This is a genomic window from Roseovarius atlanticus (assembly GCF_001441615.1).
GTDB classification, from domain to species: Bacteria; Pseudomonadota; Alphaproteobacteria; order Rhodobacterales; family Rhodobacteraceae; genus Roseovarius; species Roseovarius atlanticus.
In genome coordinates, this window is the sequence record NZ_LAXJ01000003.1 from 143303 (window position 1) to 156917 (window position 13615).

The 13615-nt window shown below is 66.6% G+C and carries 11 protein-coding genes; 6 read left to right on the plus strand and 5 right to left on the minus strand.

All coding sequences use genetic code 11. The features are described 5' to 3' along the window. Positions 1 to 9 precede the first annotated feature (9 nt). The 6 genes from XM53_RS04145 (at position 10) to XM53_RS04175 (ending at position 8743) form a co-directional block, all read left to right on the plus strand. The gene (locus XM53_RS04145) at positions 10 to 861 is read left to right on the plus strand and encodes an FAD binding domain-containing protein (RefSeq protein WP_057790589.1); all 852 of its coding nucleotides are present in this window, start codon (positions 10 to 12) and stop codon (positions 859 to 861) included. Further along, the gene (locus XM53_RS04150; protein ID WP_201455380.1) at positions 858 to 3548 is read left to right on the plus strand and encodes a molybdopterin-dependent oxidoreductase; all 2691 of its coding nucleotides are present in this window, start codon (positions 858 to 860) and stop codon (positions 3546 to 3548) included. Before XM53_RS04145 ends, XM53_RS04150 begins: the two co-directional genes overlap by 4 nt. Then, positions 3541 to 4980, plus strand: a complete 1440-nt coding sequence (locus XM53_RS04155) for a hypothetical protein (RefSeq protein WP_057790592.1) — start codon at positions 3541 to 3543, stop codon at positions 4978 to 4980. Before XM53_RS04150 ends, XM53_RS04155 begins: the two co-directional genes overlap by 8 nt. After that, positions 4980 to 5822, plus strand: coding sequence for a UPF0280 family protein (locus XM53_RS04160; protein ID WP_057790594.1), 843 nt, complete (start codon positions 4980 to 4982; stop codon positions 5820 to 5822). Before XM53_RS04155 ends, XM53_RS04160 begins: the two co-directional genes overlap by 1 nt. Then, entirely contained in the window at positions 5815 to 6396 is a 582-nt protein-coding gene (locus XM53_RS04165; protein WP_057790596.1) for an amino acid synthesis family protein, read from the plus strand. The genes XM53_RS04160 and XM53_RS04165 overlap by 8 nt, the downstream gene beginning before the upstream one ends. A 562-nt stretch (positions 6397 to 6958) precedes the next feature. Next, positions 6959 to 8743 (plus strand): ABC transporter ATP-binding protein, encoded by a 1785-nt coding sequence (locus XM53_RS04175; RefSeq protein ID WP_057790600.1) that lies wholly within the window; start codon positions 6959 to 6961, stop codon positions 8741 to 8743. 151 nt (positions 8744 to 8894) lie between these two features. On the opposite strand, the gene XM53_RS04180 is transcribed toward XM53_RS04175, so the two are convergent. The 5 genes from XM53_RS04180 to XM53_RS04200 are packed head-to-tail and all read right to left on the minus strand — an operon-like array spanning position 8895 to position 13585. After that, entirely contained in the window at positions 8895 to 11003 is a 2109-nt protein-coding gene (locus XM53_RS04180; RefSeq protein ID WP_057790602.1) for a molybdenum cofactor synthesis domain-containing protein, read from the minus strand. Then, the gene (gene mobB / locus XM53_RS04185) at positions 11000 to 11491 is read right to left on the minus strand and encodes a molybdopterin-guanine dinucleotide biosynthesis protein B (RefSeq protein WP_057790604.1); all 492 of its coding nucleotides are present in this window, start codon (positions 11489 to 11491) and stop codon (positions 11000 to 11002) included. The genes XM53_RS04180 and mobB overlap by 4 nt, the downstream gene beginning before the upstream one ends. After that, the gene (mobA, locus tag XM53_RS04190) at positions 11488 to 12132 is read right to left on the minus strand and encodes a molybdenum cofactor guanylyltransferase MobA (RefSeq protein WP_057790606.1); all 645 of its coding nucleotides are present in this window, start codon (positions 12130 to 12132) and stop codon (positions 11488 to 11490) included. The genes mobB and mobA overlap by 4 nt, the downstream gene beginning before the upstream one ends. Beyond that, the gene (locus XM53_RS04195; RefSeq protein WP_057790608.1) at positions 12129 to 12674 is read right to left on the minus strand and encodes a hypothetical protein; all 546 of its coding nucleotides are present in this window, start codon (positions 12672 to 12674) and stop codon (positions 12129 to 12131) included. The genes mobA and XM53_RS04195 overlap by 4 nt, the downstream gene beginning before the upstream one ends. Continuing rightward, positions 12671 to 13585, minus strand: a complete 915-nt coding sequence (locus XM53_RS04200) for a formate dehydrogenase accessory sulfurtransferase FdhD (protein ID WP_057790610.1) — start codon at positions 13583 to 13585, stop codon at positions 12671 to 12673. The genes XM53_RS04195 and XM53_RS04200 overlap by 4 nt, the downstream gene beginning before the upstream one ends. Positions 13586 to 13615 lie beyond the last annotated feature (30 nt).

Sequence of the window (13615 nt, forward strand, 5' to 3'; positions counted from 1 at the left end):
GAGAGCGGCGTGACCGGATACACACGGCCCGAAACCCTGGACGATGCGCTGGCGCTGCTGGCGCAGACAGGCGGACGCGTGGCGGCGGGGTGTACCGACCTTTTTCCGGCCACTGGTGCGCGGGCCTTGCAGGGGCCGGTGGTGGATATCACAGGGCTGGCCGGTTTGCGCGGGGTCTCAGTGACCGATGACGGGCTGCGGATCGGGGCGGCGACGACATGGACGGATATCCTGAGAGCGGATCTGCCGCCGGCCTGTGACATGCTGAAACAAGCGGCGCGGGAGGTGGGGTCGAGCCAGATCCAGAACGCGGGAACGATTTCGGGCAACCTTTGCAACGCGTCGCCCGCGGCGGACGGGGTGCCGTGCCTGCTGGCGCTAGATGCAGAGGTGGAGCTGGCCTCGGCGCAGGGTGCGCGGCGATTGGCGTTGCAGGACTTCATCATCGGACCGCGGCGCACGGCGCTGGCACCCGGCGAGATGGTGACGGGTGTTCACGTGCCGCAATCGGCGCTGGAGGGATGGTCGCGTTTCCTCAAGCTGGGCGCAAGGCGGTACCTGGTGATTTCCATCGCCATGGTGGCGGTGCGGCTGGTGGTGGACAAGGGGCGCGTCAGCGATGCGGCGCTGGCCGTGGGGGCCTGTAGCGCGGTGGCCACGCGGCTGGCCGAGGTGGAGGCCGCGATGATCGGCTGTGTGGCAGACCATACGCTGGCGGATGCCATTTCCGGCAATGCGGTCTGCGCGGCCCTGTCGCCACTGGACGATATCAGGGCGACGGCTGACTATCGCGGCCACGCGGCGACGGAACTGTTGCGCAGGGCGGTGGCAGATGTGGTGGGTGCAGAGGCGTCGCCATGAACCGACTGATGGACACCTGCACGCTGACGGTGAACGGGCAGCGCCACGTGCTGCCCGCCGATCCGGCGCGGCGGGTGTCGGAAGTTCTACGCGACGGTTTGGGGCTGCGCGGGACCAAGGTGGGCTGTGACGCAGGCGATTGCGGGGCGTGCACCGTGCTGCTGGACGGGGCCCCGGCCTGTGCCTGCCTGACGCCGCTGGGGCAGGCCGAGGGACGCCGGATCGAGACCATCGAGGGGCAGGCGCATACGCCGTTGCAACAGGCCTTTCTGCGGCACGGGGCGGCGCAATGCGGAATCTGCACGCCCGGCATGGTGATGACGGCGGAAGCGTTCCTGCGCCGGACGCCCGAGCCAACCCGGGCGGAGGCCGAGGAGGCGTTGGGCGGCGTGCTGTGCCGGTGCACGGGGTACACCAAGATCATCGACGCCGTTCTGGATGCGGCCCCCGGCGGCGTGGCAGAGATGCCCGAAGTCGGGCAGGCCGTGGGCGCGGCCGTGGCGCGGCTGGATGGTGCCGCGAAGGTGGACGGGACCGAGGCCTATGGCGCGGACCACGTGCCGGACGGTGCTTTGCTGGTGCGGGCGGTGCGCGCGACATACGCTCCCGTATCCTTTGCTTTCGGTGACCTGCAAGACTGGGCCGCCGCGCGGGGCGTGTGGGTCTTCACGGCTCTGGATATCGGCGGCACCAACCGCTTTGGCGTGATCCCGGCATTCCGGGATCAGCCTGCGCTGGCGGAGGACCGGGCGCGGCTGGCAGGGGAGGCGGTGGCGCTGGTCGCGGGTGAGCCTTCGGTGGTCGAGGCGTTGGACTTGTCGAACTTTCCGATCACGTGGCGCGAGGACCCGGCGGACCGGCCCGTGCATGACGCGAAGCCCGACAACCTGTTGATCGCCGGCAAGGTTCGGCGGGGCGCGGCGCGGCAGGCGATGCAAGGTGCCGCCGTCACTGTCAGCGGCGCGATGCAGACAGGCTATGTCGAGCACGCCTATATCGAGCCCGAGGCGGGTGTCGCCTGGATGGACGGCAAGACACTGGTGATCCGGGCCTGCACGCAGGCGCCGATCATGGACCGCGACGACACCGCCGCCGTTCTGGGCTTGCCGCCAGAGGCCGTGCGGATCATTCCGGCGGCGACGGGTGGCGGTTTTGGATCGAAGCTGGACGTGTCTTTGCAGCCGCTGGTCGGTCTGGTGGCGCTGAAGACCGGGCAGCCGGCGCGGATGGTTTACAGCCGGGCCGAGAGCATGGCCTCGACCACCAAGCGGCATCCGTCGGACATGCGCTGCACCCTTGGGGCCGATGCCGATGGGCGGATCGTCGCGATGGAGTTTGACGGGGATTTCAATACGGGGGCGTATGCAAGCTGGGGGCCGACCGTGGCGGGGCGCGTGCCGGTCCACGCCTCAGGGCCCTACTTTATCCCGAATTATCACGCCGAGGCGCGGGCGAATTACAGCTATCAGCCGATCTCGGGCGCGTTCCGGGGGTTCGGCGTGCCGCAGGCGGCGATCATGCAGGAGACGCTGTTCGACGATCTGGCGGGCAAGCTGGGCATGGACCGGCTGCAATTTCGCAAGCTGAACGCCTTGCGCGACGGGCAGGCGACGGTCTGTGGCCAGACGCTTTATGGCGTGGGGATCAAGGCGTGTGTGGAGGCGCTGGAGGGGCCTTGGGCTGACGCGCTCAAGCGGGCCGAGGCGGCCAATGCCACCGGTGGGACCGTCCGCCATGGGGTTGGCATCGCGTCCTGTTGGTATGGCTGCGGGAATACGGCCATTGCGAACCCGTCGACCATTCGGATCGGATTGACGCGCGACGGACGGTTGTGCCTGCACCAGGGCGCGGTGGATATCGGGCAGGGGTCGAACACGGTGATCCCGCAGATCGCGGCAGATGCGCTGGGCCTGCCACTGGCGCAGTTCGAGATCATCGGGGCGGATACTGCGCTGACGCCGGATTGCGGGAAAACGTCCGGGTCGAGGCAGACGTATGTCACAGGCAGCGCGGCGTTGCGGGCCGCTCAGGCGCTGCGGGCGCTGATCCTGAAGCAGACGAATATGGGGCCGGAGGCGGTTCTGACCCTTGAGGGCGCGGTGCTGCGTGTGAGCGACGGCGCTCGGGAGCAAGTGATTGATCTGGCGGTGCTTTCCGAGCAGGCGCATGGCTATGTGCTGTGCGCCGAGGAAAGCTATGATCCGCCCACGCAGCCCCTGGACGAGGACGGGCAGGGTGTTCCCTATGCCGTCTATGGCTATGGCGTACAGTTGGTTGAATTGTCGGTGGATATGGGCCTTGGCACGGTGAAGGTGAACAAGATTACCGCGGCGCATGATCTGGGCCGGGTGATCAACCCGCAGCTGGCCGAAGGGCAGGTCGAGGGCGGGATCGCGCAGGGCCTGGGATTGGCGCTGATGGAGGAATTCATTCCGGGGCGGACGGAAAACCTGCACGATTACCTGATCCCGACAACAGGCGACATGCCCGAGATCGAGACGATTTTTCTGGAGGTGCCGGACCCGGAGGGTCCGATGGGGGCTAAGGGGCTTGGGGAGCATGTGTTGATCCCGACCGCGCCCGCGATATTGAACGCGATCCGGGATGCGACCGGGGCGCTGGTCACACGCCTGCCCGCGTTGCCGCATCGCGTACTGGCGGCGATCCGGGAGGCCGGGCATGGCTGAGCGCGAGCGCGAGGAGAAGATCCGCTGCGATGCCTGCCCGGTGATGTGCTATATCGCGCCGGGCAAGATCGGGGCGTGCGATCGCTATGCCAACGAGGATGGCCGGATCGTGCGCTGTGATCCGCTGACCATACTTGACCGTAGGGTTGCCAAGGGCGATGCGGTGAAGCCGTTCCTTGGGCCTGAATGGGACGGTGAGGTTCTGGGCGGCGAGGAGGTGTTCGTCAGCGGCGTTGGGGCAGGCACGACCTATCCCGATTACAAGCCTGCGCCGTTCATCGTCAGCCGCGAGGTCGAGGGCGCGGATTTCGTCACCGTGGTGACCGAGGCGATCTATTCCTATTGCGGCGTGAAGGTGAAGATCGACACCGACCGGCATCTTGGCCACGAGACCGCCACCGTACGCAGCCAAGGCGAGGCGGTAGGGCATGTGACCACGTCCGAATATGGCTCGCAAATGCTGTCCTTGGGCGGGGTGGATCACCTGACCGGCGGCGACAAGGCCGAGGGGCGCGCGACCTGCGATGCGCTGCTGCGGCTGTGCAACCGTGAGGCTGTAGAGCTGGAGATAGACGATGGCGCGACGGTGGTGGTGCAGGCGGGGAAGGCCCCCGTTGTCAACGGTCAGCGCGAGGAGCGGATGCGCGTCGGCTGTGGGTCGGCCACTATCGGGATGTTTGCCAGCCAGTGGCACGGGCTGGTGGACGAGGTGGTCGTGGTGGACGACCACATCACCGGCGTGGTCAGCGAACACCAGGCGGGAAAGGTGCTGGGCTGGCCCGATACCGGCATCCGGATCAAGGGGCGTCGGTCGACTCCGGGGCGATATTTCAAGGTGGCCGAGCCGGGACAGGGCTGGGGCGGCACCGATCTGGACGATCCGCTGGCGATATTGAACCCGTGGCTGGAAAAGAAGGGCGCGCGGCCGGGGCTGACCCTGTTGATGGTCAGCACGACGGGAGAGCATCACGGGTATTACGTGCTGGATGACGACTTGCAGCCGTGTGAGGCGGAGTTGCCGGAGGCGTTGAGGCCTTCGGTGGACCTGATTGCCGAGAATTGCGAGCCGGCGCTTTGCACGGTGATGTTCCAGGCGGGCGCGGGCGGGTCGCTGCGGTCGGGTGTGACGCAGAACCCGGTAAAGCTGACCCGGTCTGTGCAGGCGTTGAAGACGCGGGTGACCTGTGGCGGGGCGCCGGCCTTCGTGTGGCCCGGAGGCGGGATCACGTTGATGGTGGACGTGCTGAAGATGCCCGAAGGATCGTTCGGGCACGTGCCGACGCCCGCGCTTGTGGCGCCGCTGGAGTTCACCCTGAGCCGCGAGGATTACCGGGCGCTGGGTGGGCATGACGCGGCGGTGCGGACGGTGCGGGATATCTTGGAACATGGTGGCGAGTACGGCAGCGCTGTCCGCGTGCTGGAGGGCGAGTGATGCGAGGGGCGCAGGCGAACTGGTTGTCGGATGGGCGGCGGCTGCACCTGCACCACGGTCCGATCGACATGATCGTGGGCATCGAAGGCGCGGGGCAGGATGCGGCGTTTCAGAGAGCGGCGGCGCGGTTCGGGACGCTACTGGAGGAGTTGGTGGCGGAGTTGCCGCGCCTGCGCAGCCACTATGCCGGGGCCGTCGAAGGAGAGACGGCGCGGCGCATGGTCGAGGCGGTGCGGCCCTTTACGCCGGAGTTCATCACGCCGATGGCTGCCGTGGCGGGGGCTGGGGCGGAGACGATATTGCGCGCGGTGCTGGACGGGCCGGGCATACGCAAGGCGTATGTGAACAACGGCGGGGATGTGGCCTTTCACATCGGGGCGGGCGAGGTCATGCGGGCGGCGCTTGCCAGCCCGGTGCCGGGGCATGTGACGTTGCAGCATGGCGATCCGGTGCGCGGCGTGGCGACCTCGGGCGCGGGCGGGCGGAGTCACTCGCTGGGGATTGCCGACGCGGTGACAGTACTGGCGAGCGGCGCGGCGATGTCAGATGCCGCCGCGACGATGATTGCCAACGCCGTGGACCTGCCGGGGCATCCGGCGATTGACCGCGTTCCGGCCTGTGAGCTGTCGCCGGACAGCGACCTTGGGCCGCGCGCGGTGACGCGGACGGTCGGTGCGCTGACCGCCGGCGAAGTGGCCGAAGCGCTGGACGCCGGGCGCGTCTATGCGGACAGGTTGGTGGCGCGGGGTATGGTCCATGCCGCCTGCCTGAGCCTGCGGGGTCAGTGCGTGAGCGTCGGCGAGAGTTTCATGATCGAAGAAAGAGACCCTGAACATGCCTGATTTCACGCTGCGCAAGACCGCACTTTTTGTCGAGGAGATCCACCATGATGGCGGGCCTGCGGTAGAGAAGCCCCGTCGCCGGGCCGCGATGGCGGCGTTGGTGAAGAACCCCTTCGCGGGGACCTATGCCGAGGATTTGCAATCGGCGATGGACGACCTGAAGCCGCTGGGGCTGATGATGACCGACCGGCTGATCGAGGCGATGGGCGGTCTGGACGGGATCGACGGCTATGGCAAGGCCGCCATGGCGGGCGAGGCCGGCGAGCTGGAGCATACCGCGCTCTGGCATGTGCCGGGCGGCTATGCGATGCGCGCGCGGCTGGGCGAAGCCAAGGCCATCGTGCCGTCCTCGATGAAGCAGGGCGGGCCGGGCACCCGGATCGATGTACCGCTGGGCCATATCAACGCCGCCTATGTGCGCAGCCATTTTGACGGGATGGAAGTGGGCCTGCCAGATGGGCCGCGGGCGGATGAGCTGCTCTTTGTGCTGGCGATGAGCCGGGGCGGGCGCATCCACGACCGGATGGGCGGGTTGACGGTGGACGAGGTGAAGGGCGAGGACGGGCTGCGTTGAACGTATTGGGGGCTTGCCCCCGTCCCGGGCAGGCCCGGGCCTCCCCCAGGATATTTCTGGCCAGAGGAAAAGGGGGGCGTCTGCGCGGGCAAGCTCCGTACAAGATATGTTGGAGGACCATGTACGAATCTCAACGCAATAAAGTTCCAAACAGGCCAGTGGTCTCGCGGAAATATGCGGGGCGGTTTCATCATCCCGGACGTCGGCTATGCGGACGAATTTGGCGTTCACGACGGAGGCGATCGTCAGCCCCTGGGGTGGCGACCCGACGGCAATTCTGAAGCACTTTATGCCTGCCGGAAACATCCCCAGAATGATCGGTGCGCCTAGCCCCCGCCATATCGCCAGCCCAAGGGAGGGGCTGACGATCGCCGGGCCGCTTCGCGGCTGTTAACCGGCTGGGGGCGCGACATCAGTCTCTTGCAAGGACTTGAAGCAGACCTTCGCCATTTTGATGGTCGCGATCATCGATGCGTCCGGTATGGGGCTTGCGCGGGGGGCTGACCTTTGGTGACGAAGCCTCTATAGGCGTCGGGTGAGAAGTGATCGGATTGCACCTGACATGAGCGATACCCCATCGAAGAAACGTCAGCCGCTATACAGCGAGGCGGACAAGCGGAACATGCGGTGGTTCTGGCAGGGGTACCTGCGGAAGCATTCCGGCAAGCTGGTGCTGGTGCTGGTTCTGATCCTGGTGCAGGGGCTGGTCTATCAGCAGTTCCTGGCGATGACCGAGGATGGCTTGCGGGTGATCTTCGAGTCTGGCGCGATGCGGGACCTGATCGAGGTCTGTGTCGTCGTGTTCCTGCTGTTCGCGGTGCGCGGCGTCGTGTCTTTCCTGGCGCCGATGATTACGGTGAAGATCTCGAACCAGGCGATCTATGAGATGCGGCGGGACCTGATCGGCCACCTGATGTCGCTGGACCTTGCCTATTTCGAACGCACCAAGTCGGGCGAGATCCTGCAGAAACTGGTGACGCAGACGCAGCAGATCGGGGTTTTCGTGGGCCTGGGCGTGGCCGGGGCCCTGCGCGACGCCGTGACGGTGGTTGTGGTGTCGGGCTACCTGATCTGGAAGAACCCGATCCTGTTCGTGTCGGCCATCGTGGTGCTGCCGTTCATCATCATGGTGATGAATTTCGTCTCGGACCGGGTGAAACAGGCCCAGGGCGAGGCCGAAGAGGCGCTGGGCGGCTACATGAACGGGATCGAGGAGACGGTGAACGGGATGCGCACCGTCAAGATCGCCCGGCAGGAAGAGGTCGAGAAGGACCGGCTGATGCGAGGCACCGATGCGATCCGGCGGCTGATGAACCGGGTGCAGGTGACGCAGGCGCTGATATTGCCGTCGATCGACCTCAGCTCGGCCTTTGTCTATGTGCTGGTGATCGGGGGTGGCGGCTACATGGTGCTGTCGCCGGACTATGACGTTGACGGTGCCGGTATTATCACCTTCCTTTTGGGGATGGTGATGGTGTTCGACCCGGCGCGCCTGCTGGCGCAGTTCTTTGGCGGGTTGCAATCGAACCTGGTGCTGCTGGACCGGGTGCGGAACCTTTACGATCAGGAGTCGAGCATCCGGGACGCCGAGGGCGCGAAGACCGCGTTCGACACCGGGGGCGATATCGTTCTGAAAAATGTGAGTTTTTCCTACTCCCCTGATCATCCGCTTTTCGAGGGGCTGAACATGGCGTTCGAAGGCGGCAAGGTGTCGGCCATCGTCGGCTCCACCGGGTCGGGCAAGACGACGATCCTGTCGCTGTTGTCACGGCTCTACGATGTGAAGGGCGGGGATATCACCTTTGGCGGTACGCCGATCCGGGACTTGCAGGTGGCGGCCTTGCGGGGGGCGTTTTCGGTGGTGGCGCAGGATATCGTGATCTTCAACGCGTCGATCTGGGACAATATCCGGTATGTGAACCCCGAGGCGAGCGACGCGCAGGTCTGGCAGGCGGCCGAAGATGCGGAGATCGCCGACCTGATCCGGGCGCGGGGCGAGACGCCGGTGGGCCCCAAAGGCGCGCAGTTGTCCGGCGGGCAGAAGCAGCGGATCGCCATTGCGCGGGCCTTCCTGCGGGATGCGCCGATATTGCTGCTGGACGAGGCGACCTCGGCTCTGGACCAGGCGACGGAAGAGCGAATCAAGTCGGCGCTGGCGCGACTGACCAAGGGCAAGACGACGATCGTCGTGGCGCACCGGCTGAGTTCGATCGCGGATGCGGACCGGATTTTCGTGCTGGAATCGGGGCAACTGGTGGAGCAGGGCCAGCACGCGGAACTGCTGGCCGAGAACGGGCTATATGCGCGGCTCTACCAGGCGCAGAAAAAAGGCTACGACGGCAGGTAGGCGGTGCGGCTACGCCGCGCAGGTTCGTCTCGGCGTCGGCCTTTGGCCGCCGCCTCGAAGCGGTGGCTGTCGTGACGCCACGGTTCCGGTCGTGGGGTGCGGGGGCAGGCGCCTCCGGCGGGAGTATTTGGGGAACAGTGAAAGCGCGTGTTCAGAGAAAGCTGGCGAACGGGATATATGTGACCGGGTCGCCGGGGCTGATCGTGACGGCGTGGTCGGGAAGTTCGACCAGCCCGTCGGCCCAGCTGAGTCCACTAATGCGGCCCGAGCCTTCGGACTTGAACGCCTCGGCTTGTCCGTCGGTGACGCGGGCGCGCAGGTATTCGCGGCGGCCGGGTTTTTTGGATTTCGAGAAGGCGGCGGGCAAGGTGAACGCTTGCGGGCGGTGCCAGCCCTGGCCGGACAGGAGACCCATGGCCGGACGGGCGAAGACAAGCGTGCAGACAAGTGCGGCGACCGGGTTGCCGGGCAGGCCAAAGACCGGGGTGCCGTCCCAAAGCCCGAGTGCGAGGGGCCGGCCCGGTTTGACGGCGATGCGCCATTGGGACATGGCGCCGGCCTCGTTCAGAAGCGCCGAGACGTGGTCTTCGTCGCCTGCCGAGGCGCCGCCGGAGGTCAGGATGACGTCGGCCTTTTGCGCGCCCGTGTCGAGCGTGGTGCGAAGGGTGTCACGGTCGTCGGGGACGCGGCCCAGGTCGACGGGGGTGAAGCCGAAACGGTCGATCAGGCCGAGCAGCATGGGGCGGTTGGCGTCAAAGATCTGGCCCGGGGCGGCGGTGGCGCCCGGTTCGACCAGTTCGTCGCCGGTGGAGAGGACCGCAACGCGCAGCGGGGCATGGACCGGTATGTCGGTGTTGCCCGTGGCGGACAGGAGCGCGAGGTCGGCGGGGGTCAGCTTGCGGCTCTTGTGTAGGATGGTGTCGCCTGCCTGGACGTCTTCGCCGGCCTTGCGGGTGTTGGCGCCGGGTTTGATGCCGGGGCGAAAGGCGATGGCGCTGTCGCCGGCAGTGACGTCCTCTTGCAGGATCACGGTGTCGACGCCTTGCGGCAGGTCGGCGCCGGTGAGGATGCGGAGGGCGTGGCCCGGGGGCACCGTGCCCTCGAAGGGTTTGCCGGCGGCGGCGCGCCCGGGTGTGAGCGGCAGGGTCTGGCCGCCGCCCGTCAGACTGGCATGGGCGAAGCCATAGCCGTCGACGGCGGTGTTGGCATGGGGCGGGTTGGCGCGCCTGGCGGTGACATCGGCGGCAAGCACGCGGTTCAGCGCCTTTGTGAAAGGCAGGGTCTCGGTGCCCACGACCGGGTGCAAACGGTCCTGCAACATGGCGAGCGCGTCATCCACCGGCGTCCAGTCCACGCCGGCAGGCAGCGCGAAGCAATCGTCGCGCAGGGGCGGGGGGCGCAGGGTGTCGTCGGCGGCGGCCATCAGTGTGTCCTCGTGTCCCAGCCCCATGATCCAACCTTCGACCGGGGCGGTGACGTCCAGCATGGCGGCCAGATCGCCCGGGTGCAAGCGGGCGACGGCGCGGGCCAGCAGGCGGACCTGGTGGGCGTCGCGGATGCCGCCCCGCGTCTCGGCCTGCTTGACGATGGGGTTGATGAGGCCCGGCCAGATCTCGACGAGGGCGACGGGTTTGTCGAGCGGCTCGAACGGCCATGTGGCGATCAGGCCTGGGAACCGCTGGCGCAGGCGGTGCAGGACGGGCAGGCCGGTGAGGACCTGGCTGCCGACCGCGCCGGCACCCGAGAGCTGCCAGCAGGTGAAGCTGCCCTTGGCCTGCTGTTCGACGGTACGGCGGTCGGGGAAGGGGTTTTGATAACCCTGCTTGGTGCGCGGCAGGCCGGGGACGTCGTGATTGGGGCGGCCATTGCCCCAGAAGGGGCCGGTGCCATTGCCGAGGATGCGGTTGATCTGGCCTGCGATGTCGAAGCGGTTGTTGGCCTTGGGGGTGTCGGCGACGTGGTCGGACAGCCAATTCCAGACCGCGAACGGATCGTCGGTGCCGGTGAGGGCGCGCGCAAAGCCTGACGGGTAGGCGAAGGGGAAGTCGAGGCCGATGAAAAGGCGACGGTTGCCGGCGGTCTCAGACTCGATGAGATCGGCAAGGATGGCTTCGGCTTCGATACGGTTACGTATGTAGCGCGGCTCGGTATCCGTCCCGTCGCGGGTGAGGCCAAGCCAGATCGCGTCTTTGCGGGGGCGCGCGCCGGTGTCGTTGCCGCCGGACCAGTCGACAATGGCGACCGTGTCGAAAGGCTTCACAGGTCCGTCTCGGAGAGGATGAAATCGGCGATGGCCTTGGTGTCGTCAAGGTCGAAGACCGGGCGGTCGAGGTCAAGGTGCGTGTCGCTGGCCACCGCGCGGACCGTGGGGTCATTGGGCGCAATCAGCGGGTTACCGGTGACCGAGCGATGCGCCTCGACCTTGGGATGGGCGTCACGCTTGTAACCTTCGATCAAGACGAGGTCGACGGGCGCGAGCTTGGACAGGAGGGTGTCGAGTGTGGGCTCATCCTCGTCGCGGAGCTCGTGCATCAGGGCAAAGCGGTTGCGGGAGGCCAGCAGCACCTCGGTCGCGCCGGCGACGCGGTGGCGATGGCTGTCCTTGCCCGGATGATCGACGTCGAAGGAGTGGTGCGCGTGCTTGACGGTGGAGACGGTGACGCCGCGCCCGGTGATCTCGGTCACCAGGCGTTCCATGAGGCCGGTCTTGCCTGCGTTTTTCCACCCTACGACGCCGTATAGTTTCATTTGCGGTCTTTCATCAGTTCCTGCGCCTGCGCCAGATCGTCGGGCGTGTTCACGTTGAAGAACGGATCGCCGGGGATGTCAAACAGCGCCTCGCGGCCGCCGTGCTTTTCGGTCCAGATCACCACCTTGCGCAGCCCGTCCTGCAAGGCCGCGCGCAGGTCGTCGCGCAGGGCCACGGGCCAGAGGCCGAAAGTAGGATGACGGATGAGACCGGAGCGGGACATGGACTTTGTTTTCTCGTCGTCGCCACGCGGGGTGGCGGCAAGAACGAGAGGGTGGGGCATGTCCTGTGCCGTGTCTGTCAGGTGGGCGACAAGGGTTTCGGGAAAGAAGGGCGTGTCGGCGGCGACTGTCACGATGGTGTCGGCACCTTCGGTCGCAGCCCAGTCGAGCCCGGCCAGAACGCCGACGAGAGGCCCGGGGAAATCGGGCATGGGGTCGGGCAGGACGGGCAGGCCGAGATGCGCGAAGCGGGCGGGATGGCCATTGGCGTTGAGGGCCAGCCCCGAGACCTGCGGGCCAAGGCGGGCGATGACCTGATCGAGGATCGTGCCCTCGCCCAAGGGCAACAGCCCCTTGTCGCCGCCGCCCATGCGCGTGGCGAGGCCGCCCGCGAGGATCACGCCGAGAGGCCTGGTCATTGCGAGGCCTCGAACCAGCGTTTGATGTCGGCCCAAATGGCGTCGACCTGATCGTTGGGCGCAGCCTCTTGCGGGATGACGTAGATGAAGCCGCCGGCGTACATGAAGATGCCCTGGGGGCGGCGCGTGACCTTGTCCATCGCGGGCCAGTCCACGGACCAGTGCGCGGTGTCCGACGACATCGCGAATCCCTTGTCCGAGACGTCGTAACGCACCGGACCGTTGTAGAGCGGTGAGTCGAGCATCCGTCGATAGATGCCGCACGCGATGCTGCGCATGAAGCCGAACCAGATGAGCGTGGCCAGGGCGAAGGGCAGTAACGTCAAAAGCGTGGTTCCGATCGTGCCCTGGACATCCAGCCATGCGATCAGCAGGAAACCGATGGCGACGCAGCCGGCGATGACGAATACCATGAGACCGGCGATGAAGGCCTGCATCGGCAGGTAGGCGCGGTGCAGCGCGTTCATCATGGGTTGCCGGTGGGAGGCCGTGATGAAGAGGTCGACGCTGAGGGGCGCGTCGCTTTGAAACCGGTAGCTCATGCGTCGGCGCTTTTGCGGCGGTGTTTCTTGTCCTCTTCGGGGATCGAGGACGGGTCGGCGTCGCGCACCAGGCGTTCCTCGCCCGCAAGACAGACAAAGCGGCGGCCGCGCATACGGCCGATGAGGGTAAGGCCGACCTCGCGGGCGATCTCGACCCCCCAGGCGGTGAAGCCTGAACGGGAGGCGAGGGCGGGAATGCCCATGAGGGCGGTCTTGATGACCATTTCCGAGGTCAGCCGCCCGGTGGTGTAGAGCAGCTTGTCGTCGGGCGAGATGCCTTCGGAGAGCATCCAGCCGGCGATCTTGTCGACGGCGTTGTGGCGGCCGACATCCTCCATGTAGACCAGCGGGCGGTCGCCCTGGCAGAGGACGGTGCCGTGGATCGCGCCGGCCTCGAGATAGAGGGACGGCGTGCGGTTGATCGTGGCCGACAGAGCGTAGAGATCCGAGGTTTTGACCCGCAGGTCTGGCAGGGTCGTGTCCTCGAGCCCCTCCATCATGTCGCCGAAGACGGTGCCGACGGCACAGCCCGAAGTGCGGGTCTTTTTCTTCAGCTTTTCCTCGTAGGTCGTCTCGCCATCGGTGCGGACCACGACGGTTTCGAGATCCTCGTCGTAATCGACGCCCTTCACGGTCTCACCGTCCTTGAGCATCCCCTGGTTTCTCAGGAAACCGAGGGCGAGGTAGTCGGGATAATCGCCGATGGTCATGGCGGTGACGATTTCCTGCCCGTTGAGAAAGATCGTCAGGGGGCGCTCTTCGACCACGGAGATATTTGCTGGATTGCCGTCATGGTCCACGCCGTCCACGGCCCGCGTCAGGCGCGGCGCCTTGGGGTCAGGGGCGATGATGTACGCGTTCAGATTGTCGGTCTTCGCCAATTGCGATCCCTCTAATTGCAGGATAGGCATCCTTCGGTAAGTGGTAACGTAAGATGTTCG